Below are 25,542 nucleotides of genomic sequence, written 5' to 3'. Positions count from 1 at the left end.
TTAGTCGCCTCTGGTTCGGGGGGCCGGGTCGTGCGGCTGCTCTTCAAGGAAGGTGGCGCCGAGAATCTCGCGCACCACCGACTCGCCGTAGCGCTGCTTCTCGGCAAAGGCCGGCCCGCGACGGGCAACGGATGCTGCGCCGCCCGCCGGGTTCGGATTCTGCGCCTGGTTGCGCGGCTGGGTTGCGGTCGGGGCGCCCGTGCCGGTGTGCACCGCGCCCTGGGTTCCGGTGCCGGCGACCGTGCCGGTGCCGGGGTTTGACGAGCTGGCCGGCACTGCCTCACGTGCCGGGGACGGTTGGAATCGCCCGGACTGGCCGCTGTTCGCGTGCAGGTCGGGCGGGAATTCCTCGTCGTAGGGCGGGGGCTCATCGTCGTAGGGCGGCTCCGGTTCGGAGGCTCGGCCGGAAGCTCGGCCGGAGGCCGGTGCGGCTGCGGGAGCCGTCGCGCTGGCGGAAGCCGGTGCGGCCGCGGAGGACGGGGACGGTGCGGCCGGCGTCGACCGCGCGGCGGTCTGCGCGGGCGGCTGCGCGGACGGCTGCGCAAACGTCTGCGCACCGGTCGCGGCGGAGCCGCCGGCTCCCGCGGCTCCCGCGGATCCCGTTGCGGCTGCGGCCCGATCGGCGGATCCGGGTCCGGCGGGTGCTGCTGCCGGTCCGGTGGCTGCCGCGGTGCCGGTGGCCGGGACTGACCCGGGGATGGCAACCGTGGCCCAGCCGGTACCGGCGTCCGCGGAACTCGGAATCGCAGCGGTCGCCCAGCCGGTGACGGGTGCAGCGGCCGGATCGGGGTCGGCGTCGGCAGCCGACGCCTCCTCGGTCGCGGCAGCAGCGGCCCTCGGTTTCGTCTTGGTGCCGGCGGTCCCGGTTGCCGAGCCGGTTGCCGAGCCGGTCGCCGAGCCGGTCGCCGAGCCGGTCGCCGAGCCGGTCGCGGCAGGGCTGTTGACGGCGGCGGTTGGTGCGGGCGAAGTTGGTGCGGGCGAGGTCGGTGCGGGCGAGGTCGGCGCTGCGGATGCCGGCGCACCGGAACCCGATGCCGGGCCGGAACCCGATGCCGTACCGGAACCCGATGCCGGGCCGTATGCCGGGCCGGAACCCGATGTCGGGGCGGACGCCGGTGAGTTCGGGGTGGCGGCGGCATCCGTTCTCGGGGACGAGTCGACGATCGCGGTGAGCTTGGGGGTGAACCCGAGCACCTCGTTGACGGCCCGCTTGAGGTAGTCGCCGACGCCCTGCCCGGGGGCTGCGGACTGCTTGAGTCCGGCGACGTCGTTCTGGCTCGGGAACGAGAGCACGAGCAGGTCGCCGCCGCGCAGTTCCATGGCGCGCGCGGTGTAGAGCACGAGCCAGGCGCTGATCTTGGCGGCCTTCACGGACTCCAGAACCTGCGGCCAGGCATCTTTCACCTGCTGCAGAGTGACGGGGCCGATGGGGCGGGGCGCCGTGGCGGGCGCAGCAGGGGCGGCGGGTGGAGCCCCGGGTGCCGAGGAAGCGGCGGCAGCGGGCGGACGCACGGCCTCCGTCGCCGCGACCGCAGCCGCGCGCGCGGGCGAGCCGGCCGGGCTGGTGCCGGGGGCATCCGTCGCCGGGATGTTGCCAGAGCCGGCGCCGGCGCCAGAGACAGAGCCAGAGCCAGCGCCAGCGCCGGCACCGAAGCCGGCACCGCCACCAGAACCGGCGGAGGAATCAGAACCCGAACCGGAGCCCGTGCCGACGCCGATGCGCCGCTCGAGGCGTTCGACGCGGGCGAGCGCGCCGCGGGTGGAATCGTCGCTCGCGGGGATGAGCACGCGGGCGATCATGAGTTCGAGGTGCAGGCGGGGGCTGGTGGCGCCGGTCATCTCGGTGAGGGCGGCGTTGATCACGTCGGCGGTGCGGGACAGCTCGGCCGGGCCGAACTTGGCGGCCTGCACGGCCATGCGGTCGAGCTCGTCTTGCGGCACGCCGCGCAGCACGGCGGCGGCCCCGGCTGCGCTCGTGGCGCCCACGATGATGAGGTCGCGCAGGCGTTCGAGCAGGTCCTCGACGAAACGGCGCGGGTCTTGCCCGGTCTGCACGACCCGGTCGACCGCGTCGAACGCGGCGGACGGGTCGCGGTCGGCGATCGCGTCGATGGATTCGTCGAGCAGCGACGCGTTCGTGTAACCGAGCAGGGCCACGGCCCGACCGTATTCCACGGAGTGTCCGTCGGATCCGGCCATTAGCTGGTCGAGCAGCGACAGGGTGTCGCGCGGGGACCCGCCGCCGGCGCGCACCACGAGCGGCAGCACGCCGGGCGCGACGGTCATCTGCTCGGTGTCGCACATCTGCTGCACGTATTCGAGCATCGGCCCGGGCGGCACGAGCCGGAACGGGTAGTGATGCGTGCGCGAACGGATGGTGCCGATCACCTTTTCCGGTTCGGTCGTGGCGAAGATGAACTTGACGTGCTCGGGCGGCTCTTCGACGATCTTCAGCAGCGCGTTGAAGCCCTGCGGCGTGACCATATGCGCCTCGTCGAGGATGAAGATCTTGTAGCGGTCGCGGGCGGGCGCGAAAATCGCACGCTCACGGATGTCCCGGGCGTCGTCGACACCGTTGTGGCTGGCCGCGTCGATCTCGACCACGTCGAGGGATCCGCCGCCGTCGCGGGAGAGTTCCACGCAGCTCGGGCAGACGCCGCAGGGCGTGTCGGTGGGACCCTCGGCACAGTTCAGGCAGCGCGCCAGAATGCGCGCGGACGTGGTCTTGCCGCAGCCGCGCGGCCCGCTGAACAGGTACGCGTGATTCACCCGGTTCGTGCGCAGCGCAGTCATCAGGGGTTCGGTCACCTGAGACTGACCGATCATCTCAGCAAAAGTCTCGGGCCGGTAGCGGCGATACAGGGCGGTAACCACGGGGTCAATCGTAGCCCGAGCCACTGACAGTGGCGTGTGGGGTGTGCGGTGCCGGGCCCGTGGCGGGGCGGGGCCGGGTGGTGCCGGGCCTGTGGAGGGGCGGGCCGGCATCCGTTGCCTAGGAGCGGTGGGCGAGGGCCTGGTCGAACTCGCCGGGGCGGTTGCTCACGATCACCTTGCCGAGAGGTGCGAGCGAGACCGGCACCATCTTGAAGTCGGCGATGCCGAGCGGGATTCCGATGATGGTCACGCAGAGCGCGATCCCCGAGATGATGTGCGCCAGGGCCAGCCACCACCCGGCGAGGATCACCCAGATCACGTTGCCGATGAACGAGAACGCCCCGCTCGTGGGCTTGGACACGACGGTGCGGCCGAACGGCCAGAGCGCGTAGGCGCCGATGCGGAACGACGCGATGCCCCACGGGATGGTGATGATCAGCACGCAGAGCAGGATGCCCGCGGCCGCGTAGCCCAGGAAAAGCCAGAATCCGCTCAGGACGAACCAGATCACGTTCAAGAGTGTGCGCACGCCGGAATTCTACCCGCGCGGATGGGGAGGAGGGGCGAGTGCGGCGGCGGCCGGGTGTGGTTCGGAGGCCGGGGTGAGCGGCAGCATCCGTCGCCGGGCGGGTCACTCTGAACACGGAGATTTTCGCAACACGCCGCGTGCAGCGCCCCCGGATGCGGCGTGTCCCCACAATCTCCTCAGTAACGTGACTCCGGGGCCCAGACCAGGGCGGAAAGCGGCCCGAACGAGGCATGCAGCCGCGCACGAGCCCGCCCCCGCGCACGAGCCCGCTCTCGCACGGCGCTCCCCCACAGGTCGCCGGACCGCGATCTTCTGCACCGGTCAGCGCTGCCGCGGGAGCGGGCCGGGCCCGCGGGCATCCTGAACGGATGCGCTCAGCTGCGACCCTCATCTGCACCCTCGGCCACGCCGCCACCACCGACGAGCTGCTCAGGCACGGCGCCTCGCCCGCGCACCTGCGCACGGCCATTCAACGGGGGGCCATCGTGCGCGCCGCGCGGGGCGTCTACCTCTGCGCCCACGCCGACCGCGACCAGCGCGATGCCGCCGCTGCCCACGCTCGGATCAGCTGCCTCAGCGCGCTCCGCCGGGCGAGGGTCTGGGCCGGACTCGACCGGTCGTTGCACCTGCAACTGCCCGCCCACGCCGGCGGCAGCCGGCCGGGGCGCGACCACGGCGGCAGCCCGATCCGGTACCACTGGGCGCACCCGCGGTTCCCGGGTTCGGCCGAGCGGTCCTGGCTGGTCTCTCCGATGGAGGCAGTATGGCAGGCCATCCATTGCCTCGACGAGGAGCACGCGATCGCCTGCCTCGAGTCGGCCGTGCACGAGGGCTTCCTCACGGTCGACCAGGTGCGCGAGCTGTGCGGCCGGGCGCCGGCTCGGCTCGCGGGCGGAATCCAGGAGCTGGAATTCACCTCGGGCTCGGGCCTGGAGACGATCGTTCGGCGCAGGCTGCGACACGCGGGCTACTCGGTCGTGGCGCAGCAACACGTGACGGGCATCGGCGACGAAGACCTCGTCGTCGAGGACTGTGTCGCCCTCGAAACCGACGGCGAGAAATGGCACGGCCCCGACCGTTTCCACGCCGACCGCACCCGCGATCTGAAGACCGAGGCCCTCGGCCGCCGGGCGGTTCGCCTCACCCACGATCAGATCCTCTACGAGTGGGAGACGACGCTCGCCGCCATCGCGCGCGTTGTCGAGGATGCCCAGCGCGCCCGGTCCGGCCGCTTCGGCCGCCTCCTCACCCGCCTCGGCGACCCGCTCTGAACCCCTCCGCCCGCACCGCCCGCACAACTCGCGCCGCCCGCACGGAACCGCGCCGCCCGCACCCGGCGCAACTGCGAGACCGCGCCGCCCGCACCCGAGGCGGCCGCGGGACCGCGTCCGGGGGCACCAGGCCACACCGTTCCCAACGTAACTGAGGAGATATTCGCGACACGCCGCATCCGTCGCCACCGGATGCCGCGTGTCGCCAAAAACTCCGCAGTTACGTCACCCCGCGGGCAGCCCCAGAGCCGAGACCCGCACGCACCCCGGCCACCGCGCCAACACCCCCCACCAACGACAATCGGCCGCCCCCGAACCCGGAGACGGCCGATCAGCACGCGCGAAGCGCGACGAACTAAAGAACTAACGAACGAACACCCCCGCTACAGGGCAGAAGGATGCGTGCGGCTGATCGTCGCCAGCGTCTGACGGGCGATCTCCAACTCCTCGTTCGTCGGGATGACGAGCACCGTCACGCGCGAGTTCTCCGTGGAGATAACGCGCGGCTTGCGGGATTTCGCCTCGTTGAGCACGGGGTCGATCTCGATGCCCATGCCCTCGAGCCCGGCCAGCGCGCCGGCGCGAACGATCGGCGAGTTCTCGCCGACACCCGCGGTGAAGACGATGACGTCCACGTTGCCGAGCTGCGCGTAGTAGTTGCCGACGTAGCCCTTGATCCGGTGGAAGTACACGTCGAGAGCGGCCTGGGCGACCGGATCGCCGGCCACTGCGGCGTCCTCCACGTCGCGCATGTCGCCGTTGCCGGCCAGGGCCAGCATGCCGCCGCGGCGGTTGAGCAGGTCGTCGAGCTCGGCGGTGGTCATGCCGGCGCGGCGGCGCAGGTGGAAGATCACGGCCGGGTCGATGTCGCCCGAGCGGGTGCCCATGACGAGGCCCTGCAGCGGGGTCATGCCCATCGAGGTGTCGATCGATTCGCCGCCGTCGACGGCACACACGGATGCGCCGTTGCCCAGGTGCAACACGATCGTCTTGAGCTCGGCCAGCGGCTTGTCGAGGAAGGAAGCCACGGCTTCCGACACGAACTTGTGCGAGGTGCCGTGGAAACCGTACTTGCGTACGCGGTAGCGGGTGGCCAGGTCCTTGTCGATGGCGTAGGTGTACGCGGCCGGCGGCAGCGTCTGGTGGAACGCGGTGTCGAAGACGGCGACGTGAGGCACGTTGGCGAAGCTCGCACGGGCGGCACGGATGCCCTGAACGGCGCCCGGGTTGTGCAGCGGCGCGATCTCGGACAGGTCCTCGATGTTCAGCTCCACCAGGTGGGTGACCTCGGTCGGCTCGAAGAAGCGGTTTCCGCCCTGCACCACGCGGTGGCCGACGGCGATCAGGTTCGCCTCGGACAGCTTCGGCCCGTGCTCGGCGAACGCCTCGATCATCACGGCGAAGCCGGCGGTGTGGTCCACGATCGGCAGGTCGCGCTCGGTGCGGCCGTCCTTCGCGGTGCCCACGTTGTGGCGCGAGTGGCCGATCGGCTCACCGATGCGCTCGACGAGCCCGCTGGCGAGTTCGGTCTCGGTGTCCATGTCGATCAGCTGGTACTTGAACGACGACGAGCCGGAGTTGACGACCAGGATGGCGGTCATGCGGACACCGCCGCTGCGGCCGAAGCGGACGCGCCCGCGGCGGACGCGGTCAGCGTCGCGGCTTGGATCGCGGTGATGGCGACGGTGTTGACGATGTCTTGCACTAGTGCTCCTCGAGAAAGGTCATTGATGGGTTTGCGCAGCCCCTGGAGCACGGGGCCGATGGCCAGGGCTCCGGCACTGCGCTGTACGGCCTTATACGTGTTGTTACCCGTATTCAGGTCGGGGAATATGAAAACGGTGGCGCGGCCGGCAACAGCCGAACCGGGCATCTTGGTGGCGGCGACGGCGGCATCCGCTGCCGCGTCGTACTGGATCGGCCCTTCGATCAGAAGGTCGGGGCGACGCTCCCGCACGAGGGCGGTGGCGGCTCGCACCTTGTCCACGTCGGCACCCTGACCGGACTCGCCGGTCGAGTAGCTGAGCATGGCGATGCGCGGCTCGATGCCGAACTCGACGGCCGTCTCCGACGCCGAGATGGCGATGTCGGCGAGCTGCTCGGCGGTGGGGTCCGGGTTGACCGCGCAGTCGCCGTAGACGAGAACCTTGTCGGCGAGCGCCATCAGGAACACGCTGGACACGACCGAGACTCCCGGACGCGTCTTGATGATCTCGAAGCTGGGCCGGATGGTGTGCGCGGTCGTGTGGGTTGCCCCGGAGACCATGCCGTCGGCGAGGCCGAGCTGCACCATCATGGTGCCGAAGTACGAGACGTCGGTGACGACATCCATGGCCTGCTCGACCGTGACGCCCTTGTGGGCGCGCAGCAGGGAGTAGGCCTCCGCGAACTTGTGGCGCAGCACGTCGTCGAAGGGGCTCACGACCTGCGCCTTGGCGATGTCGAGGCCGAGGCCGATGGCGCGCGAGCGCACCTCGAACTCCTCGCCGAGGATGACGATGTCGGCCACGTCGCGGGCCAGCAGGGTGGCGGCGGCGCGCAGCACGCGGTCGTCGTCTCCCTCGGGCAGCACGATGCGCTTGCGGTTGGTGCGCGCCCGTTCGAGCAGCGTGTACTCGAACATCAACGGGGTGACCACGTCGGCCCGGCTCACGCGGAGCCGGTCCAGCAGCACGGATGCCTCCACGTGGCCTTCGAAGAGAGCCAGCGCCGTGTCCCGCTTGCGCTGGGAATCGGCGGCCATCCGCCCGGGCGTGTGCGTGATGCGCAGCGCCGCGTCGTAGGAGTTGAGCTCGGTGCGGATGATCGGCACCGAGGAGTCGAGCCCCTCGACGAGGCGTTCGATCTCGTCGGGCAGGGGGAACCCGCCGACCAGCACGATGCCGGCGATCGACGGGAACGTGGCGGACGAATTCGCCATCAGCACGGCCAGCAGCACCTGGGGCCGGTCGCTGGGAACCACGACCACGGCGCCGTCGAACAGCCGCGGAAGCACGTTCACCATCGACATGGCCGCGACGACCACGCCGAGCGCCTCGCGGGTGAGCAGCGCCTGGTCACCCTTGATCATGGTGCCGTTGGTGGCCTTGAGGATGCTCTTCATGCTGGGAGCAACCAGGTACGGGTCTTCGGGCAGAGCCCAGACCGGCACCGCGCCGCGGCCGTCGCCGGGCTTCACGTCGGCGTCGACGACGCTGCGCACGGCGCCGATGAGATCGTCGAGACGGCTCGGGTCGGCCCGGTTCACGATCACGCCGAGCAGTGAGACGTGCTCGTAGCGCAGCTCGGCCAGGGTGACGTCGGTGAGCTGACGGATGTCCTCCGGCGTGCGCGGGTCGCTCTGCCCGAGCTGGCGGTCGCCCTGGGTCAGCGCGTCGCGCTGGCCGGGACCAACCCGCCCGCCGAGCACCAGCAGCACCGGCACCCCCAGGTTCGCGGCGATGCGCAGGTTGAAGGCGAGCTCGGTGGGACTGCCGACATCCGTGTAATCGGAGCCGATGACGACCACGGCATCGCACTGCGCCTCGATGGCCTTGTAACGCTGCACGATGCGGCCGAGGGCCGCGTCGGGGTCGAGGTGCACCGCGTCGTAGGTGACGCCGACGCACTCGTCATAGCTCAGCGGGGGCTGGGTGCTCAGCGCGGACGCGCTCGACAGGTGCGAGAGCAGCAGCTCGAGCACGTAGTCGGGGTGGTGCGCCGAGCGGGCGACGGGCCGGAACACGCCGACGCGCTGCACCGAACGGAGCAGGGTGTCGAGCACGCCCAGGGCGATGGTGGATTTGCCGGTGTTTCCCTCGGCAGAGGTGATGTAGATGCTGTCAGCCACGGTTTATACGTTATCTCCGCCGGTGGAGACACCGGCATTGTCGGGGGTCACGCCGACGCCATCGGCGTCCCAGACCCATTCGGTGACGGCGGGGATGTCTTCCCCATGGTCGCGGGTGTATGTGCGGGCCCGGAGGCGGGCATCCTGCATCTCCTGGCGAAGCAGGGCGGCGCGGGCGCCGAGGCCGGGAACCCGGTCGATGACGTCCATCACCAGGTGGTACCGGTCGAGGTCGTTGAGCATGACCATGTCGAACGGGGTGGTGGTGGTGCCGTTCTCCTTGTAACCGCGGGCGTGCAGGTTGCCGTGCCCGTTGCGCTTGTAGGTGAGGCGATGGATCAGCCACGGATACCCGTGGTAGGCGAACACGATCGGCTTGTCGGCCGTGAAGATGGCGTCGAATTCGTTGTCACTGAGGCCGTGCGGGTGATCCGCCTCGGACTGCAGGCGCATCAGGTCGACGACGTTCACGACGCGCACCGCCAGGTCGGGCAGCCATTCCCGCAGGATGGCGGCCGCGGCCAGCACCTCGAGGGTGGGCACCTCACCGGCGGCGGCGAGCACGACGTCGGGCGACGTGCCGAACTTCTCGGTGCCGGCCCAGTCGAAGATGCCGAGGCCCCGCTTGCAGTGCGCGACGGCCTGATCCATGGTGAGCCAGTTCGGCGCCGGCTGCTTGCCGGCGACGACCACGTTGACGTAGTCCACGCTGCGCAGGCAGTGGTTGTAGGTGGCGAGCAACGTGTTGGCGTCGAACGGCAGGTAGACGCGCACGACATCCGCGCTCTTGTTGACGACGTGGTCGATGAAGCCGGGGTCCTGGTGCGAGAACCCGTTGTGGTCCTGGCGCCAGACGTGCGAGCTGAGCAGGTAGTTCAGGCTCGAGATGGAGCGGCGCCATGGGATCTCGCGGGTGACCTTCAACCACTTCGCGTGCTGGTTGAACATCGAGTCGACGATGTGGATGAACGCCTCGTAGCAGTTGAACAGACCGTGACGGCCGGTGAGCAGGTAGCCCTCGAGCCAGCCCTGGCACTGGTGCTCGCTGAGCATCTCCATCACGCGGCCGGCGCGGGCGAGGTTGGTGTCGCCCTCGTGGAATTCCGCGTTCCACTGCTTGTCGGTGGCCGCGTAGACGGCCGGGGCGAGGCGGTTGGACGCCGTCTCGTCGGGTCCGAAGATGCGGAAATTGTCGGGGTTGTCACGGATGACGTCGGCCAGCCAGGTGCCGAGAACCTTGGTGGCCTCATCGGTGGTGGCGCCCGGGGAGGGAACCTCCACCCCGTACTTCTTGAAGTCGGGCAGCTTCAGCGCCCGGCGCAGCAGCCCGCCGTTGGAAACAGGGTTCGCGCTCATCCGCAGGTCGCCGACCGGTGCCAGTGCGGAGACCTGCGCGGCAGGGGCGCCGTCGGCGTCGAAGAGTTCTTCCGGCCGGTAGGAGGCCAGCCACTCTTCGAGCAGCCGGGTGTGCGCCTCGGTGTCGCGGGCGTTGCTCAGCGGCACCTGGTGCGACCGCCAGGAGTCGACGACCTGCACCCCGTCGATGACGGGCGGGCAGGTCCAGCCCTTGGGCGTGCGCAGGATGATCATCGGCCAGCGCGGCCGCTCGGTGTCGCCGGCGAGGGCGCGCGCCTTGATCGCGGCGATCTCGTTGAGCACCTCGTCGAGGGTTTCGGCCATGCGCTGGTGCACGAGCAGGGGGTCTTCGCCGTCGAAGCCGCCGGCGACGATGTACGGCTTGTGGCCGTAGCCGCGCATCAGGTCGAGGAGTTCCTCTTCCGGGATGCGGGCGAGCACGGTGGGGTTGGCGATCTTGTACCCGTTGAGGTGCAGGATCGGCAGCACGACGCCATCCTGAAGCGGGTCGATGAACTTGTTCGAGTGCCAGCTGGTGGCCAGCGGGCCGGTCTCGGCCTCACCGTCGCCGACGACCGCGGCGACCAGCAGGTCGGGGTTGTCGAACGCGGCTCCGTAGGCGTGGCTGAGCGCGTAGCCGAGCTCGCCGCCCTCGTGGATCGAGCCGGGGGTTTCGGGCGAGGCGTGGCTGGGAATGCCGCCGGGGAATGAGAACTGGCGGAACAGGGCCTTGACGCCCTGCTCGCTCTGGTCGACGCCGGAGTAGATCTCGGAGTACGTGCCGTCGAGATAGGCGTTGGCGACCATGCCGGGGCCGCCGTGGCCGGGGCCCGTGACGTAGAGGGTGCTGATCGAGCGCTCCTGGATGGCGCGGTTCAGGTGGGCATAAAGGAAGTTCAGACCCGGGGTGGTTCCCCAGTGGCCCAGCAGGCGAGGTTTAATGTGGTCCCGCGTGAGCGGCTGACGCAGTAACGGGTTGTCGAGCAGGTAGATCTGCCCCACCGAGAGGTAGTTGGCGGCCCGCCACCAGGCATCGACGCTGGCGAGCGCCTCAGCGCTGAGCGGATGCGGGGACCGGTCCGGCCAGAGAAAGGGAGTAGCGGATATTTCAGCCATGGGTGCCTCCAAGCACGGTCGGGGCGTTAACTGCGCGTTCCCATCTTAGGAGATGAGGCGAAATCGTTATCATTGCTAACGGCCTGGTGTTGGAGGCATGGTGTTTCGGTGCTGCCGGCAGGTGGTTCGGGCATGCGGCCTCGGGGCTGCGGGCATGAAAAAGACTCCTCGCGCACCCACCAGAGCCCGGTTACCCTTGCTACGTTTCCGTCCTGGGGGAGTTGGCCGAGATGGCGCCACACGAGGAGCCGACCCTCAGTTTAGACGCAAAGTCGGCGAGGGCGAAAACTACCGATTCGGGGCATCCGGAACGGGTGTGCGCGGAGGCCTCCGGAAACAGGTAAGATTCTCTAGGTCGTTCCCTTCGGGGAACGTTCGGCCAGGAGAATTCGCCTAGTGGCCTATGGCGCACGCTTGGAAAGCGTGTTGGGTGAGAGCCCTCGGGGGTTCGAATCCCCCATTCTCCGCCAGACTTTTGTGTGCAGCAGTAGAAGTAGACCGAATGTCGGTCCCGGTCTCGGTCTCGACAGGCTCGACCACCGGCGTCTCGGTCTCGACAGGCTCGACCACCGGGTCTCGACAGGCTCGACCACCGCCCCGGGTACGACTCCCCCGCGGGACTGCCGAGTTTCCGCACCCGATTGGGGCCAACTCAGAAGATCCGGGCCGCGCGGAGGCATCCGTCGCCCGATTCCGGGGCAGAATCCGCCGCAGCCGTCCCGGATTTCGTGAGTCACCCCCCACCCCCGTGCATAACTCCTGCAAATCCTGCCGAATGTGCCCGTTTCGGCCCAAAAACAGCCCTCCGGAGCGAAATTGCAGGAGTTATGCACGGGGGCGGGGCGGCGAGCAGCGAGCGGCGGGCGGCGGGCGGCGAGCGGAGCGCTAGTCGGCGAGGGGGCGGCGCGGCGCCCGCGGCGCGGGGGGCGGCGGCACCTGTTTCGCGGCAACGACGTCGGCGAGCGCGAGGGTGACCAGACCGCGTTTGGTCTCGACCGTGCAGCCGGTGTCGGTGACGGAACGCAGGTAGCCCACGGCATCCGTCACCCCACCCTCGATGCGGGTGCGCACCACGATTCTGGTGCCGAGGGCGGTGGTGGAGACGAAGTTGGCGGCGGCGAGGCTCATCCGGCTGAGCCTAGCCCCGACTCACCGGAGGCGGCTGAAGGACTCCACCTTGCGCACGTCGCCGGCGATCAGGATGACGTCGTCGGCCTCGAGTTGCGTGTCGAGGGTCGTGTAGCTCCAACCCTGTCCGGGCCGGTTGTACGCGGTGACCGTGACCCCGTGGATGGTGCGCACGCTCGATTTGCCCAGCGGCACTCCGATGATCTCCAGCGGCGGGTTCGTCTTCACCAGGGCGAAGTTCTCGTCGATCTCGATGTAGTCCTGCATCACTCCGCGCACCAGGTGCGCCACCCGCTTGCCCATGTCCTTCTCGGGGTAGATGACATGCCTGACCCCGATCTGGCGCAGAATCTCGCCGTGCGGGTCACTGACCGCCTTGGCCCAGATGTTCGGGATGCCCAGCTTGAGCAGCAGGCTCGCGGTGAGGATGTTCGCCTGGATATCGCTGCCGATCGAGACGACCGCACTGCTGAAGTCCGGCACCGAGAGCTGGCGGAGGGTGTCCTCCTTGGTGGAGTCGGCGCGCACCACATGGGTGAGCAGGCCGTTGTGCGCCTGCACGATCTCCTCGTTGCCGTCGATGCCGAGCACCTCGCTCCCGCTGGCCATGAGCTCCATCGCGAGGGCGCTGCCGAACCGGCCCAGGCCGATCACGACGATTGCATCCGCTTCGGCCATGCGCGCGGGCTGCTGGTGCCCGAACAGGGAAAACTTAGCCAATGATGGGCCTCTCTTTCGGGAATTCGTACGCGATGGGGCGTTCCCGCAGGGCGAGCGCCGAGGCGAACCCCATCGGGCCCAGACGGCCGATGAACATGAGCAGCATCAGGATGACCTGACCCGCCGGGGGCAGACTGGCGGTGATCCCGGTCGACAGCCCCACGGTGCCGAAGGCGGAGATCACCTCGAAGAGCAGTTCGTCGAGGCCGAGATCGGTGATCAGCATCAGGGCGACCGTGGAGATCGTGATCACGGCGACGGCGAGGAGCACGATCGTGATCGCCTGGCGGTGCACGGCCCGGGAGAGACGCTTGCCGAAGACGTTCACGGCGACCTCGCCGCGGATCTCCGTGAGCAGGATGAAGAACAACACGGCGAAAGTGGTGATCTTGATGCCGCCGGCGGTGCCGGCCGGGCCGCCGCCGATCAGCATGAGCACGTCCATGCCGAGCAGGCTCGCCGAATCCATGGCGCCGATGTCAAGGCTGTTGAACCCGGCCGTGCGGGTCTGCACCGACTGGAAGAAGCCGACCAGCAGCTTGCTCGGCCAGTCGAGCGGGCCGAGTGTGCCCGGGTTGTTCCACTCCACACCGGTGATGTACACGGTGCCCGCGACCAGGAGGGTGGTGGTGCCGACCAGCACGATGCGGGTGTTCATCGACCATTTCAGCGGGTTCCGCAGGTGCTTGCGCAGCTGCATGATCACGGGGAAGCCCAGCCCGCCGAGGATCACGGCGGCGGCGATGGGCAGGCAGATGAACGGGTCGGTGGCGTAGGAGATGAGGTTGTCACTGAACAGGGCGAAACCGGCGTTGTTGAACGAGGACACGGAATGGAACACTCCGAGCCACACGGCGCGGCCGAGCGGTTCGCCGTAACCGGTGGAGAACCGCAGGGTCAGCAGCACCGCGACGATGAACTCCACGATCAGGGAGATGCGCACGACGCCGAGAACCAGACCCCGGACATCCTCGAGCCCGAAGCTCTTCACCTCGGCAGCGGCGGTCATGCGTGAACGGAGGGACATTTTGCGGATCACGGCGAGCCCGAGGACCGACGCGAACGTCATGATCCCGAAACCGCCGATCTGGATCAGCAGCAGGATGATGACCTGGCCGAACGGCGTCCAGTAGGTGGCGGTGTCGACGAGGGTCAGCCCGGTCACGCAGACGGCCGAGGTGGCGGTGAAGGCCGCGATCAAAAGTGAGGTCCCACCAGGCCCCGGCGTGGCGATCGGGATCATCAAAAGCACGGTGCCGACCAGAACGGCGCCGGCGAATCCGGCGACGACGACCTGCGCCGGATGCGGCCGGCTGCGCGGGACGCGCGGACCGCTTCTATGAAGGGACAGGGATGGCACTCGCTCACTATACGGTTCACGGATGCCGCCCGGAACAGTAGCTTCCGCACACAATCGGAAACAGGACTAATCTGTGTACACCGGCGAGGGGGAAACCAAGGGTGAGATTTAACGGGGGTGTGCGCATGCATGCGCACGCTTTGCGACCCCAGGGTCGGGTGCTCCTTCAGTCGGGGTTGTCCGTCCTCGCGCTCGTCGCGCCCGTTTCCGCCGTTCTGTTCTGGCTCACCATCCCCACCGGAACCTGGCAGCCCGTCGCCGCGGCCCAGGGCCTGCTGCTGGCCATCTGCGCCTTCGCCTACCTCTCCTACACGCGCACCATCATCCGGGTCGACGCCGAGGGCATCTCGGAGCGCGGCTTCCTGGGCCGCGTCGTGAGCTTTTCCACCGCCGAGGTCGGCAGCGTGGTGCTGCTGGAGCTGTACCAGAGCGGCGCGCTCGACACCCAGCCGCAGCTGTTCGTGACCGGCACCGACGGTCGGTTGCTCGTGCGCATGCGCGGCCAGTACTACTCGCGCGGCGCCATGGAAACCGTGGTCGATCAGCTTGCCGTTCCCGTGGTGCGGGTGCCCGAGCCGATGACCCTGCAGGACCTCAACCGGGCGCGCCCCGAGCTGCTCTACTGGTTCGAGCGGCGCTTCACCGGCCACACGGAGTAACCCGCAGCATCCGTCTTGCCCGCCGTCAACGGCGAGTCAACGGCGACGCCGGGTGCCGAAGATGCCGCCCACCACGCCGGTCAGGATCGTTTTCGTGACGGATGACCCGAGCACCTGCTCGAGCACGCTCTTCTGGGCGCGCGCGGGCGTTCGGGTGCGCGTTCCGGGCTGCGTCTGCCGCATCAGCCGGTCGTACTCGGCCTGAGCCTTCTTCTCGGCCTTCGCCTCGAGCACCTGTCGGGCGTCCCGCTCCTTCTCGGCGACGGCGGCCGCCTCGGCCTGGTCCAGGGCGTCCTGCTCGGCCTGCGCGGCCTGGTTCGCCTCTTCCAGCCGGGTCGCCAGAATCTCGCGCGCGGAGTCCCGGTCGATGGCGGCGCCATACCGGGCAAGCAGCGGCGAGGCTGCCACCAGGGCGTCGACGTGGTCCGGCGGCGTCGGTGCCATCGCTCCCTGCGGGGCCCGCAGACGGGTCCAGGCGACCGGGCTGGGTGCCCCTTTCTCGTTCATCACGGTGACGATCGCCTCGCCGGTGCCGAGTGTGGTGAGCACCTCCTCGAGGTCGTAGCCGGAGTGCGGATAGGTCGAGACGGATGCTCTCAGCGCCTTGGAATCATCCGGCGTGAACGCCCGAAGCTGGTGCTGCACCCGGGATCCGAGCTGCGCCAGCACGTCGCCCGGCACGTCTTTCGGGGTCTGGGTGATGAAGAAGATGCCGACCCCCTTCGACCGGATCAGGCGCACCGTCTGGGTGATCGAGTCGAGGAAGCCCCGTGACGCGTCCGTGAACAGGAGGTGGGCTTCGTCGAAGAAGAAGACCAGTTTGGGCTTGTCCTGGTCGCCGACCTCGGGCAGGTCGTTGAACAGATCCGCCAGCAGCCACATCAGGAACGTGGAGAACACGGCCGGTTTGTCCGCCACGCCGGGCACCTCGAGCAGGCTGACCACGCCGCGGCCGTCGGCGGTGGTGCGCAGGAAGTCGAGCGTGTCGATCTCCGGTTCGCCGAAGAACACGTCGGCACCCTGGGCGGCGAAGACGGTGAGTTCGCGCAGGATCACCCCCACGGTGGCCTTCGAGAGCCCGCCGAGCTCGGTGAGTTCGCCCGCGGCCGCGTCGCTGATCAGATAGGTGAGCACGGCGCGCAGGTCGGTCAGGTCGAGCAGTGGAAGCCCGGCCTGGTCGGCGTAGTGGAAGACGAGACCGAGGCTGGACTCCTGCGTGTCGTTGAGGCCGAGCACCTTGCTGAGCAGCAGCGGTCCGAAACCGGCCACGGTGGCCCGCAGCGGGATGCCCCGGCCGACGCCGCCGAGGGAGAAGAATTCGGTCGGGGATGCCGTGGGCAGCCAGTCCTGCCCGATCGCCTGCGTTCGCGCCAGCAGTTTGTCGGTCGGGGTGCCCGCGCCGGCGATGCCCGACAGGTCGCCTTTGATGTCGGCGGCGAACACCGGCACGCCGTGGGCGGAGAACTGCTCGGCGAGCAACTGCAGGGTTCTGGTCTTGCCCGTGCCGGTGGCCCCGGCGATCAGCCCGTGCCGGTTGGTCATCGCCAGCGGTATCCGGATGGGCACGTCCGGCCGGGCGTCGCCGTTGACGAGGGCACCCAGCTCGAGCGCCGGAGCGTCGAAGGCGTAGCCGGCGCGGATGGCGTCGACCTGGTCCTCGGTGAGCGGGAGAGGGCCGGCCGGGGGCGGGGTGCTCGCAGTCATGGCAGGAATACTAGTCCCGGCCGGGGCGCGGTAGCCAGCGGTCCGCCCCGCGCGATCCGCACGACCCGCACGACCCGCACGACCCGCGGCCCGCGCGACCCGCTAGTGTCCGCGCCCCGAGACCACGTCAGCGACGGATGCCAGCGGTGACGTCGTCTGCCGCCGGGTGCGCTCGGCGTGGTCGGCCAGCGAGTACGCGCGGTAGAGGGCGTGCACGGCGAGCCAGCGCAGCGGCTCCGGCTCCCAGTTGCGCACCCGGTGGTTCACCCACGGCAGCCGGGTGAGCCCGGTGTCGTGGCCGAGGATCAGGTCGGTCAGCGTGCGCCCGGCCAGATTCGTCGTCGCCACCCCGGTGCCCACGTAGCCGCCGGCCCAGGCCAGCCCGGTCGCCGGGTCGAGCCCCACGGTCGCCGCCCAGTCGCGCGGCACGCCGAGCACCCCCGACCAGGCGTGGTCGATCGCCACGCCCGCCGTCGCCGGGAAGAACCGGGTCAGGATGCCGCGCAGCGCCGCCACCGTGCTCTCCGGGGTCTGCCCGTCGGAATCCGTCTGCGACCCGAACCGGTACGGCACGCCCCGGCCGCCGATCGCGATGCGGTCGTCCGCGGTGCGCTGCGCGTACATGTAGGCGTGCGCCATGTCGCCGAGCGTCTCCCGGCCCTCCCAGCCGATGCTCGCCCAGACGGATTCGCTGAGCGGCGCGGTCGCGATCAGGGTGGAGTTCATCGGCAGCCAGGCCCGGTGCAGGCCCTTCAGTCCCGCCGTGAACCCCTCGGTGGCGCGCACCACGAACTCCGCGTCCACGGCTCCCCGGTCGGTGATCGCCCGGTGCGGGGTGATCTCGCTGACCCGGGTGTTCTCGAAGATCTCTACGCCGAGGCCCTCCACCACCCGGGCGAGCCCGGCCGCGAGCTTGGCGGGGTTGATGCGCGCGCAGTGCGGGTGCCACATCGCCCCGGTGGCGCCGGCCACGTCGATGCGGGCGCGCGCCGCCGCCGGGGAGAGGAGTTCGACATCCGTCATGTCCCAGGCCTGCTCCGCCCGAGCGGATGCCTCCAGGCGCCGTTGCTGCGGCTGGTCGTAGGCCACGGTGAACTCGCCGCCCTTGACAATGTCGGCGTCGATGCCCTCGGCTGCGGCGACCCGGATCACCTCGTCGACGGTGTCGTTCAGACGGGTCTGGAACCGGGCCGCCGCATCCCGGCCGTGGGATTTCACGTACTGCTCTCGGCCGCCGGTGATCGAGTTGGTCAGCCAGCCGCCGTTCCGCCCCGACGCTCCGTAGCCGGCGAAGCGCTGCTCCACGATCACGATCCGCAGTGCCGGGGCGGCCTTCTTCAGGTAGTACGCCGTCCACAGCCCGGTGTACCCGGCGCCCACAATGCACACGTCGGCGGTGGTCGGCCCGGGCAGCGGCTCGCGCGGGGCAGGCCGGCCGAGCTGGTTCCACCAGAAGGAGACATCGCCATTGATCATTCCCGCACCGCTTTCATTCCGACGGATGTTGCGCGTTCAGTGAGAGCATCATCTCGCATCCTCCCCCGGTCCCGCCCCTGCCGCGCCCGCACCTCGCCCGCCCACGTGCCCGTTCCGGTCGAGAGTGCCCGTTCCGCCGGTCACTCTCGACCGGAACGGGCACTCTCGCGGGCAGGCGCTCCGGGCGCTGCCCCTAGGCTGAACGGATGACTGACCCCGGAATCACCAGCAAATCCTTCGCCCCCACCCCGTCCACAGGGCCGTCCGGGTTCGGGACGACGCGTGTGATCGTCGGCAGCGTGCTCTGCTTCCTCAGCCTCTTCTCGCTCCCCCGCGGACTTTCGCTGCTGCTGCTCGGACTCCTGCGCCCCGAAGCCACCACCTCGGCCGCAACAGCGCTCGGCATCGCCATCTTCGGGGCCGCGCTCCTCACCGCGGGCATCCTGCTCATCGTCAGCGGCGCCAAGCGCCGCCGGGCTGCCCGCACCGCGCAGTAGCGCGGCTGCCCGCCCGGACTCCTCCCCCCGCCCCGTGGGCCGCCCCGGACGCCCGCATCCGCGTCACGCGGGTGCTGCGCCGCTGCGCGGGTGGCACGCCGGGCGCGAAACGGCGCAGCCCCCGCGCAGCGCCGGGCAAGCAGCGCCGCGCAGTCTGTGCCCGTTCCGGTCGAGAGTGACCGCTACACCGGTCACTCTCGACCGGAACGGGCACTCTCGCGGGCTGCATCAGGGCGCCAGCCGGTCCTCCATCCCCCAGGGCTGGCCGTAGCCGCCCTCGGATTCGGGGGCGCTCATCAGGTCGAGGAACGCCTTCGCGTCGAAGGCCTCCGGGCCGAGCACGCCGATGCCGCCCCAGGTGCCGGCGGCCAGAAGTTCCAGCGCGATCACCGGGTTCAGCGCGGTCTGCCAGACCACGCACTGGGTGCCGTATTCGCGCATCGTCCACTCGTTGTCGGTCACGTGATAGAGGTAGACCTCGCGCGGCCTGTCATCGAGACCGGTGCCGGTGACCCACACCCCGGCGCAGGTCTTGCCGGTCATCCGCGGGCCGATCGTGGCCGGGTCGGGCAGGCAGGCGGCCACCACGTCACGCGGGGCGACCAGTACCGGGCCGGACGCGCTCCGCACCCGCACCGGGTCGACCCGGTCGAGGCCGAGCAGGTGCAGGGTCTTCAGCACGCCGATGAACTCCTCGCCGAGGCCGTACTTGAAGGTGACCCGTTTCGCGTCGAGCCAGCGCGGCATCAGCACCACCTCCTCGTGCTCCACGTTCACGCACTCGACCCGGCCGATGCCCTCCGGAAAGTCGAACATCTCCGGTTCGCTGAACGGCGCGGTGGTGAACCAGCCGCGGTCCTTCTCGAAGATCAGCGGCGGGTTCAGGCACTCCTCGATCGTGGTCCAGATGCTGAACGAGGGCGCGAAGATCTCGTTCCCGGCGTCGTCGCGCACGACCAGGTTGGCGCCGTCACGCGTGCCGAGCTCCTCGATCTGCCGGAACAGGTGGTCGGAGGCGTAGCGGGCGAAGACATCCGAGAGCCCCGGCTCGACGCCCATGCCCACGAGGGCGAGGCGGCCGGCGGTCTCCCAGTCGGCGGCCTGCGCGAACTGGTCGTCACCCAGCATGACCCCGGTCTGGCGGTACGGGTCGGTGGGGTGCGGCTCGGACAGGCTGACGGCCATGTCAAGGTAGTCGCAGCCGGCGGCGAGCGCCCCGGCGAACACGGTGGGCACGAACTTCGGCTCGACCGCGTTCATCACGTGGGTGGCACCGTGCTTCCGGGCCGTGGATGCCACCCCGTCCGGGTCGCCGGCGTCGATCTGCTCGGCGGAGAACCGGGCTGCCACCGCGTGCCCGTGCTTCAACCCGATCGCGACGATCGTGCGCTCCGCCCGGGCCAGGTCGTAGTCGCACACGATGACGTGCTCGAAGAACGTGCGTCTGGCGATGATCTTCGCGAACGCGTCGCCGACGCCGCCCGCCCCGACAAGGAGGATTCTCATGCTTGGACGCTACCGGAGGCATCCGTCACTGTCTGCCCCGCACGTCGCCCCGAACCGATTCGACGGAGATTTTGCCCGAATCACGTGTTTTTTGCCCTGATTCAGGGCTCTAGGCCGAATTTCTCCGTCGAATTCGCAGGGGCGACGGATGCTGCGCCGCCAGCTCGCGCTCGCCCTGCAGTTTCGCGGCGACCGGGGCCCACAGCAGCACGGCCACCGCGGCGCCGAGCAGCAGCCCGCCGATCGTGTCCGTGAGCCAGTGTGCGCCGAGGTAGGTGCGGCTGACCATCATCAGCACCGTGTAGAGCGCGCCCGCCAGCCAGACCCAGACCCGCGGGAAGAGGATGCCCAGGCAGACGGCCATGGTCGCCGCGTTGGCAACGTGGCCGGAGGGGAAGGAACCGAAATCGGACACGACCAGCATGTCTTCCGGGCGGGCCCGGCCGAACAGGGACTTGAGCACCTGCACCAGACCCGAACTCACGATGGTGGCGGTCAGGAAATAGCCGGCTGCCCACGGCCGCTTCAGCAGCAGCAGGAACGCCAGGATCAGCACCGGGATCACGATCACGCCGGCGATCCCCGCGCCGAGGAAGTTCATCGTGAGCGAGAGGTACTCCCAGACGGGCGCCCGGTGCTCGATGATCTCGTCCATCCACTCGGCGTCGATCTTGAGCGGGCTGCCATTGCCGCGCAGCACGATCAGGGCGCCGAGTCCCACGGCCAGCAACAGCGCCGCGGCCCCGCTGACCAGAGGCCAGCGGCGGGCGATGCGCCGGGTGGCGGGGGTGGCTGCGGTCTCGGGGGCACGCTCGCTCATCATTACTCCATGGTATTTCGGTGTGGGATTGCAGTTGCGCGCGGCGGCCCGGTGCGGTGCGCGGCGCGGAGGCTGTCACCCGGCCGGCGCGGGGCGGCGAGCGGCGCGGGGCTGACCGGTGCGGCGCGGGGCTGACCGGCGCGGCGCGGGGCTGACCGGCGCGGCGCGGGGCTGACCGGCGCGGCGCGGGGGCTGTCGCCCGCCGCGGCACTCACCCCCGCCGCATTTGTCGCCGGTTCGGACAACTGTTGCCCGTGTGCGGGCAACAGTTGTCCGTTTCGGCAACAGTCACCGCGGCTGGCTTTCCGGAGTCGCCACATCGGTGGCAACGGATGCTGAAACCTCAGTGGTCCAGCGCGGGCACCGACCGGGGGCGCACCAGGAACCACAGGGAGAGGATCGACACCACCGCGGTGGTGCCCATCACGGCGCCCATCGGGACGGCGCTGCCGACCCCGAGCAGGCCGACGATGGGCGACACGAGCCCGGCGACGCCGAAGTTCGCCGCACCGAGGAGCGACGCCGCCGTGCCGGCCTCATGGCCGTGCGCGGAGAGCGCCATCACCTGAACGCTGGGCATCGTGAATCCGAAGGCCGCGATGAAGAACCACAGCGGCACCAGGGTGCCCCACAGCCCGGCCCCGGCGAGGTCGAGCAGCACGATCGCGCCGGCGGTGATGAACAGCACCAGTGTCGACACGGCAACGATCCACTGCGGTCCGACGTTGAAGCGGTGCATGAGGCGCGAGCTCAACTGAACGCCCGCGATGACGCCGAGTGAGTTCACGGCGAACAGCACGCCGTATTGTTGCGGGCTGAATCCGTACACGTCCTGGAACAGGAACGACGACGCCGAGAGGTAGGAGAACAGACCGGTGAACGACATCGCGCCGATGATCGCGACGCCCACGAAAACCCGGTCGCTGAGCACCGCACGGTAGCGCTGGCGGAGGGAACTGTGCCCCTTGACGTGGCGTTCGGCATCCGGAAGCGTCTCGACGATCCAGAACGCGACGGCCAGGATCACGACCGTGCCGTACGCGGCGAGCACCCAGAAGATGCCGCGCCAGCTCATCACCAGCAGCAGCTGCGAGCCGATGACCGGGGCCAGCACGGGGGCGAGGCCGCTGATCAGCGCGAGGCGGGAGAGCATTTTCACGAGCGGCTTACCGCCGAACAGGTCGCGCACCATGGCCAGGGCGACGACCGCGCCGGCCGCAGCGCCGAAGCCCTGCAGCAGTCGGAAGACCGCGAGCCAGACGATGTCCTGCGAGAGGGCGGCGCCCACGCTCGCCAGGATGTGGAAGCCGGTCGCAAGCATCAGCGGCAGGCGGCGCCCGACCTTGTCGCTCCAGGGGCCGACAACGAGCTGGCCGAAGCCGAAGCCGATCATGGTGCCGGTGAGGGTCAGCTGGATGGCGGCAGGCGAGACGCCGAACTCGCCCTCAAGAGTGGGGAACGCCGGCAGGTACAGGTCGATCGTGAACGGGCCGAGGGCGGTGAGCGCACCGAGCACGATGATGTAGACGAGGCGCTGGCCGCGGGAGAGGGCATCGCCGGGATGCTTGGCGGCAGACTTGAGGTCGGCTGCGGTAATGACGGTAATGGCGGCGGTGGTCACGTGATGTTGATCCTTGAGATTGGTGGTGCGGGCCCGACAGGGCCTGCCGCGTGCTGGGCTGAGTTCGTTCGAGGCGCCGCATCGCGGGCGTCAGCACCGGCAGCGGAACACGGAACCGCTCTCACAGACAAGACAACCACGCCTGAACCTATTCCCCTGTTCGGGGAACGCCGCGGAAGTTGCAGGAATCCGCCGGATAGTGCACCGGCAGCGGGCCTCCCCCGTGCCCCGGCCTCCCCTGTGCCCCGGCCTCCCCCATCCCCCCTATCTCCCCCATCCCCCCCCCCCCCATCTCCCCCATCCCCCTGTTCCCGCTGTTCCGCTTTCCCCGTGCATAACTCCTGCAAATCGGCGGCCGACCCGAACCGGTCCCCGGAATCCCGGGGCACTCCGCCGTCCCCGCTGCAGATTGCAGGAGTTATGCACGTGAGGCACCACAGACGAGACCGGAGCGCGAACCCCGCTCACAGGTGCCTCACAGCCCTGGGGCATCACCCCCGAAGATGGACCCTCTAACCTTGATATCATCTGCCAGTCGCAACGAAACGGTGCACGAAGTCCATGAGCAATGTCTACGGCAAGCCAGTCCCCCCGAAGAAGGATCGCCGCGAGATGGCGCGTGAAAGCGCCCGGCAGCTCCGCGAGGAGCAGCAGAAGAAGGAGAAGCGCAACCGCTGGCTGTTGCGCGGCGGCATCGGCGCCGGCCTGGTCGCAGCTGCCGTGGTTGTTGCCCTGATCGTGGTCGGCAACACGGGTCCCGCAGCGCCCGGCCCGCTCAACATGGCCAGTGACGGCGTGCTCCTCACGGGCGACGGCACCAACATCGTTCCGGTCGAGACCGTCGCGGTCGCCGCCGACGACGACCCCATCGCCACCGACCCCGGCACCCTCGGCGACACCGCCAACATCGTGGTCTACGCGGATTACCTGTGCCCCTTCTGTGGCCAGTTCGAGGTCACGAACGGCGAGCAGATCGCCGGCTGGGTCGCCGCCGGAACCGCCACGCTCGAACTGCACCCGATCTCAATCCTCGACCCGGTCTCGGCCGGCAGCAAGTACCCGACCCGGGCCGCCGCCGCGCTCTCCTGCGTCGCGAACTACGAGCCCGAGAACGTGCTCGCCATGAACGCGGCACTGTTCGCCAACCAGCCGGCGGAGAACACCGAGGGCCTGACCAACGAAGATCTGGTCACCCTCTCCACCAACGCGGGCGTCACCGACGAGAAGGTCGCCACCTGCATCACGGAGAACACCTTCACCTCGTGGGTCGGCGACGCCACGAAGCGTGCCCTGGACGGCCCCATCCCCAACGCTGACATCGAGCAGATCAAGGGCACGCCCACCGTCCTGGTCAACGGCGTCTCCTATCCCGGCGCCCTCGATGACCCGGCCGCCTTCGAGGCCTTCGTCACCGCGCAGGTCACCGGCAAGTAACCCGGCGTCACCCCGAGTTCGGCACGTCCGGTCGAGATCGTCAGGCACATCTGTCGACCTGGATCGGACGTGTCGAACTCGGCGCCGTTAACGCCGCGAACGGATGCCGCAGCATCCGTTCGCAACCCGGCGAACCCGACACGGGCCGCCGCTTTCCCATCGCAGGCGAAGGACCAGCATGCAGATCCACGGTCAGACCGTCGACGCCCAGACCCGGTGCGTGCATTACCGTTCCGCCCTCGACGTCGTGGCCATCCAGTTCTTCTGCTGCAGGCGCTTCTACCCGTGCCACCAGTGCCACTCCGCCGGCGAAACGCATGCCGCCCGGCTCTGGCCGGCTGACCGCTGGGCCGAGCACGCCATCCTCTGCGGCGTCTGCCGCAGCACGCTCTCCATCGACGGATACCGCACCGCATCGGCGTGCCCGTCCTGCGGCGCCGCTTTCAACGACGGATGCCGCGCTCACGCCCATCTCTACTTCGACCTCCCGGCTACACCGGCCTGAACGGCGGCGGCGGGACCACCCGGCACCCGGAGCGAAGGCGCGACGGAGCCGCGACCCGCGGCACGCGACCCGCGACCCGCCTGCCTACATCGGGCCGGCGCGCTGCGTCAGCCAGGCGTACGGATCCGTCGGGGTGATCCCGCCGATCAGGATCTCGAAGTGCAGGTGCGGGCCGGTGCTCTGGCCGGTGCTGCCGACATTGCCCAGGTGCGTGCCCACGCCCACGGACTGTCCCGCGGAGACCTGCAGTGAACCGGACTGGAAGTGCGCGTAGACGCTGCTGACGAGCTGGCCGTCGATGGTGTGGTCGACGATCGCGTACACGCCGAAGCCGCCGTTGTCGAAGGCCGAGACCTCGCGCACCACGCCGTCGGCAACCGCAGACGCTGGAGCGCCCTCGCCGGGGAGCATGTCGAGTCCCTTATGGAAGGTCGAGCAGCCCCCGCAGGGTGCGTCGCGCGGACCGTAGGGGCTGGAGAGCCGCACCGAGCCCGGGAACGGCCAGCGCACGGCGCCGCCGGCGGGAACCGCGGCGGCTGCCGCGGCCGGGGCCGCCGGAGCGGCAGGAGCCGCCGGCACCGGAACGGGCTTCGGGGCATCCGTCACGGTGAACCCGTCGCGCTCCACGACGGCCGACGCGGCCGCGCTGGGTACCAGACCCTGCAGCGGCTCGGCGTCAGCCATGACCGCGGCCGCAGCCGAGTACGCAGACCCGGGATCGGAGGCGGTCGACGTCACGCCATCCGTTGCGGCCCGCATCGACGCGGCCACCGCGGCGTCCGGCAGTCCGGCGTAGGGGTCCAGCTCCGAACCCTGGGCCGGGATGGCAAGGGTCACGGTGAGAAGCGTGGCGAAGGCCATCGCGATGCCGCCGGCAGCGGCCTGACGCAGGGATCGGTTGAGCTTAGGCGTCTGCATAGGCGCCTTCCACCGAAACACGGCAGGCAGAGGAAAAGGGGAATAGCGGCATGTGAAAGCTCTCGTCGGCGCGGTTACGCGGGTCGGGTGAGGGGTGGACTCTCACTCAGACGGAGGATGCGCTCACAGCGCAGAGCAATCCCACGGGGAACGACGCTCCCTCTTCGGAAGTGTCCAGGTGCGCCGCACGACGTGGGGCTGCGCGCACAAGTGTTGAGG

The 25,542-nt window shown here is 69.7% G+C and carries 19 protein-coding genes, 1 tRNA gene and 1 other RNA gene; 6 read left to right on the top strand and 15 right to left on the bottom strand.

Annotated elements, in window-relative coordinates; translation table 11 throughout:
• Together AC0J5J_RS12025 and AC0J5J_RS12020 are read right to left on the bottom strand one after the other, a co-directional pair.
• Nucleotides 1–2,874 (bottom strand): DNA polymerase III subunit gamma and tau, encoded by a 2,874-nt coding sequence (locus AC0J5J_RS12025; RefSeq protein ID WP_474898181.1) that lies wholly within the window; start codon nt 2,872–2,874, stop codon nt 1–3.
• Nucleotides 2,875–2,992: 118 nt separating this feature from the next.
• Nucleotides 2,993–3,403 (bottom strand): YccF domain-containing protein, encoded by a 411-nt coding sequence (locus AC0J5J_RS12020; protein ID WP_474898179.1) that lies wholly within the window; start codon nt 3,401–3,403, stop codon nt 2,993–2,995.
• Between the two features lie 368 nt (nt 3,404–3,771).
• Here AC0J5J_RS12020 and AC0J5J_RS12015 point away from each other — a divergent pair, with 368 nt between their 5' ends.
• The gene (locus AC0J5J_RS12015; RefSeq protein ID WP_474898177.1) at nt 3,772–4,674 is read left to right on the top strand and encodes a type IV toxin-antitoxin system AbiEi family antitoxin domain-containing protein; all 903 of its coding nucleotides are present in this window, start codon (nt 3,772–3,774) and stop codon (nt 4,672–4,674) included.
• A 383-nt stretch (nt 4,675–5,057) separates the two neighbouring features.
• On the opposite strand, the gene AC0J5J_RS12010 is transcribed toward AC0J5J_RS12015, so the two are convergent.
• The 4 genes from AC0J5J_RS12010 to ffs all read right to left on the bottom strand — a co-directional run bounded on the left by AC0J5J_RS12010 (nt 5,058) and on the right by ffs (nt 11,228).
• The gene (locus tag AC0J5J_RS12010; RefSeq protein ID WP_134424780.1) at nt 5,058–6,275 is read right to left on the bottom strand and encodes an acetate/propionate family kinase; all 1,218 of its coding nucleotides are present in this window, start codon (nt 6,273–6,275) and stop codon (nt 5,058–5,060) included.
• The gene (pta, locus tag AC0J5J_RS12005; RefSeq protein WP_134424779.1) at nt 6,272–8,503 is read right to left on the bottom strand and encodes a phosphate acetyltransferase; all 2,232 of its coding nucleotides are present in this window, start codon (nt 8,501–8,503) and stop codon (nt 6,272–6,274) included. The genes AC0J5J_RS12010 and pta overlap by 4 nt, the downstream gene beginning before the upstream one ends.
• A gap of 3 nt (nt 8,504–8,506) precedes the next feature.
• Nucleotides 8,507–10,975 (bottom strand): phosphoketolase family protein, encoded by a 2,469-nt coding sequence (locus AC0J5J_RS12000; RefSeq protein WP_134424778.1) that lies wholly within the window; start codon nt 10,973–10,975, stop codon nt 8,507–8,509.
• 156 nt (nt 10,976–11,131) lie between these two features.
• Nucleotides 11,132–11,228: signal recognition particle sRNA small type (ffs, locus tag AC0J5J_RS11995), an RNA gene on the bottom strand.
• A 129-nt stretch (nt 11,229–11,357) separates the two neighbouring features.
• On the opposite strand from ffs, the gene AC0J5J_RS11990 reads away from it, so the two are divergent.
• Nucleotides 11,358–11,445 (top strand) — tRNA-Ser (locus AC0J5J_RS11990).
• A gap of 415 nt (nt 11,446–11,860) precedes the next feature.
• On the opposite strand, the gene AC0J5J_RS11985 is transcribed toward AC0J5J_RS11990, so the two are convergent.
• From AC0J5J_RS11985 to AC0J5J_RS11975, 3 genes are read right to left on the bottom strand one after another with little or no spacing between them, the layout of a single operon-like run.
• Entirely contained in the window at nt 11,861–12,103 is a 243-nt protein-coding gene (locus tag AC0J5J_RS11985; protein ID WP_474898175.1) for a putative acetyltransferase, read from the bottom strand.
• Nucleotides 12,104–12,124: 21 nt separating this feature from the next.
• Complete coding sequence (locus AC0J5J_RS11980) at nt 12,125–12,823, bottom strand: potassium channel family protein (RefSeq protein ID WP_241972721.1); 699 nt, start codon at nt 12,821–12,823, stop codon at nt 12,125–12,127.
• Nucleotides 12,816–14,183 carry a TrkH family potassium uptake protein gene (locus tag AC0J5J_RS11975; RefSeq protein ID WP_241972720.1) on the bottom strand — a complete coding sequence of 456 codons (1,368 nt, stop codon included), beginning with the start codon at nt 14,181–14,183 and terminating at the stop codon, nt 12,816–12,818. The genes AC0J5J_RS11980 and AC0J5J_RS11975 overlap by 8 nt, the downstream gene beginning before the upstream one ends.
• 158 nt (nt 14,184–14,341) lie before the next feature.
• Here AC0J5J_RS11975 and AC0J5J_RS11970 point away from each other — a divergent pair, with 158 nt between their 5' ends.
• Nucleotides 14,342–14,842, top strand: a complete 501-nt coding sequence (locus AC0J5J_RS11970; RefSeq protein ID WP_134424544.1) for a hypothetical protein — start codon at nt 14,342–14,344, stop codon at nt 14,840–14,842.
• A gap of 36 nt (nt 14,843–14,878) precedes the next feature.
• Here AC0J5J_RS11970 and AC0J5J_RS11965 read toward each other — a convergent pair whose 3' ends face one another.
• Nucleotides 14,879–16,546: a helicase HerA-like domain-containing protein gene (locus AC0J5J_RS11965; RefSeq protein ID WP_474898173.1), complete on the bottom strand. Its 1,668-nt coding sequence runs from the start codon at nt 16,544–16,546 to the stop codon at nt 14,879–14,881.
• Nucleotides 16,547–16,648: 102 nt separating this feature from the next.
• Entirely contained in the window at nt 16,649–18,022 is a 1,374-nt protein-coding gene (locus AC0J5J_RS11960) for an NAD(P)/FAD-dependent oxidoreductase (protein ID WP_474898171.1), read from the bottom strand.
• A gap of 206 nt (nt 18,023–18,228) precedes the next feature.
• On the opposite strand from AC0J5J_RS11960, the gene AC0J5J_RS11955 reads away from it, so the two are divergent.
• Nucleotides 18,229–18,519, top strand: a complete 291-nt coding sequence (locus AC0J5J_RS11955) for a hypothetical protein (protein ID WP_134424541.1) — start codon at nt 18,229–18,231, stop codon at nt 18,517–18,519.
• A 228-nt stretch (nt 18,520–18,747) separates the two neighbouring features.
• On the opposite strand, the gene AC0J5J_RS11950 is transcribed toward AC0J5J_RS11955, so the two are convergent.
• The 3 genes from AC0J5J_RS11950 to AC0J5J_RS11940 all read right to left on the bottom strand — a co-directional run bounded on the left by AC0J5J_RS11950 (nt 18,748) and on the right by AC0J5J_RS11940 (nt 22,466).
• Nucleotides 18,748–20,025, bottom strand: coding sequence for a saccharopine dehydrogenase family protein (locus tag AC0J5J_RS11950; protein ID WP_474898169.1), 1,278 nt, complete (start codon nt 20,023–20,025; stop codon nt 18,748–18,750).
• Between the two features lie 109 nt (nt 20,026–20,134).
• Nucleotides 20,135–20,848, bottom strand: a complete 714-nt coding sequence (locus AC0J5J_RS11945; protein ID WP_474898167.1) for a phosphatase PAP2 family protein — start codon at nt 20,846–20,848, stop codon at nt 20,135–20,137.
• Between the two features lie 340 nt (nt 20,849–21,188).
• Nucleotides 21,189–22,466 carry a multidrug effflux MFS transporter gene (locus AC0J5J_RS11940; protein ID WP_474898166.1) on the bottom strand — a complete coding sequence of 426 codons (1,278 nt, stop codon included), beginning with the start codon at nt 22,464–22,466 and terminating at the stop codon, nt 21,189–21,191.
• Between the two features lie 612 nt (nt 22,467–23,078).
• On the opposite strand from AC0J5J_RS11940, the gene AC0J5J_RS11935 reads away from it, so the two are divergent.
• Together AC0J5J_RS11935 and AC0J5J_RS11930 are read left to right on the top strand one after the other, a co-directional pair.
• Nucleotides 23,079–23,900 carry a DsbA family protein gene (locus AC0J5J_RS11935; RefSeq protein ID WP_474898164.1) on the top strand — a complete coding sequence of 274 codons (822 nt, stop codon included), beginning with the start codon at nt 23,079–23,081 and terminating at the stop codon, nt 23,898–23,900.
• 178 nt (nt 23,901–24,078) lie between these two features.
• Nucleotides 24,079–24,405, top strand: coding sequence for a CHY zinc finger protein (locus AC0J5J_RS11930; protein ID WP_474898162.1), 327 nt, complete (start codon nt 24,079–24,081; stop codon nt 24,403–24,405).
• An 84-nt stretch (nt 24,406–24,489) separates the two neighbouring features.
• Here the strand turns inward: AC0J5J_RS11930 and AC0J5J_RS11925 are convergent, their stop codons facing one another.
• A complete protein-coding gene (locus AC0J5J_RS11925; RefSeq protein ID WP_194087974.1) occupies nt 24,490–25,323 on the bottom strand; it encodes a M23 family metallopeptidase in 834 nt (277 codons plus the stop codon).
• Between the last annotated feature and the right edge of the window lie 219 nt (nt 25,324–25,542).

It is taken from the genome of Cryobacterium sp. TS_SC_7 (assembly GCF_056156285.1).
The sequence above is the reverse complement of the archived record's forward strand: the minus strand, read 5'-3'. Positions and strand labels throughout refer to the sequence as shown.

Coding starts and splice junctions, on each gene's coding strand:
- AC0J5J_RS12015 (WP_474898177.1), top strand. CDS start 3,772: ATGCGCTCAGCTGCGACCCTCATCTGCACCCTCGGCCACGCCGCCACC.
- AC0J5J_RS12010 (WP_134424780.1), bottom strand. CDS start 6,275: ATGACCGCCATCCTGGTCGTCAACTCCGGCTCGTCGTCGTTCAAGTAC.
- AC0J5J_RS12000 (WP_134424778.1), bottom strand. CDS start 10,975: ATGGCTGAAATATCCGCTACTCCCTTTCTCTGGCCGGACCGGTCCCCG.
- AC0J5J_RS11985 (WP_474898175.1), bottom strand. CDS start 12,103: ATGAGCCTCGCCGCCGCCAACTTCGTCTCCACCACCGCCCTCGGCACC.
- AC0J5J_RS11965 (WP_474898173.1), bottom strand. CDS start 16,546: ATGACTGCGAGCACCCCGCCCCCGGCCGGCCCTCTCCCGCTCACCGAG.
- AC0J5J_RS11960 (WP_474898171.1), bottom strand. CDS start 18,022: ATGATCAATGGCGATGTCTCCTTCTGGTGGAACCAGCTCGGCCGGCCT.
- AC0J5J_RS11955 (WP_134424541.1), top strand. CDS start 18,229: ATGACTGACCCCGGAATCACCAGCAAATCCTTCGCCCCCACCCCGTCC.
- AC0J5J_RS11950 (WP_474898169.1), bottom strand. CDS start 20,025: ATGAGAATCCTCCTTGTCGGGGCGGGCGGCGTCGGCGACGCGTTCGCG.
- AC0J5J_RS11945 (WP_474898167.1), bottom strand. CDS start 20,848: ATGATGAGCGAGCGTGCCCCCGAGACCGCAGCCACCCCCGCCACCCGG.
- AC0J5J_RS11935 (WP_474898164.1), top strand. CDS start 23,079: ATGGCGCGTGAAAGCGCCCGGCAGCTCCGCGAGGAGCAGCAGAAGAAG.
- AC0J5J_RS11930 (WP_474898162.1), top strand. CDS start 24,079: ATGCAGATCCACGGTCAGACCGTCGACGCCCAGACCCGGTGCGTGCAT.
- AC0J5J_RS11925 (WP_194087974.1), bottom strand. CDS start 25,323: ATGCAGACGCCTAAGCTCAACCGATCCCTGCGTCAGGCCGCTGCCGGC.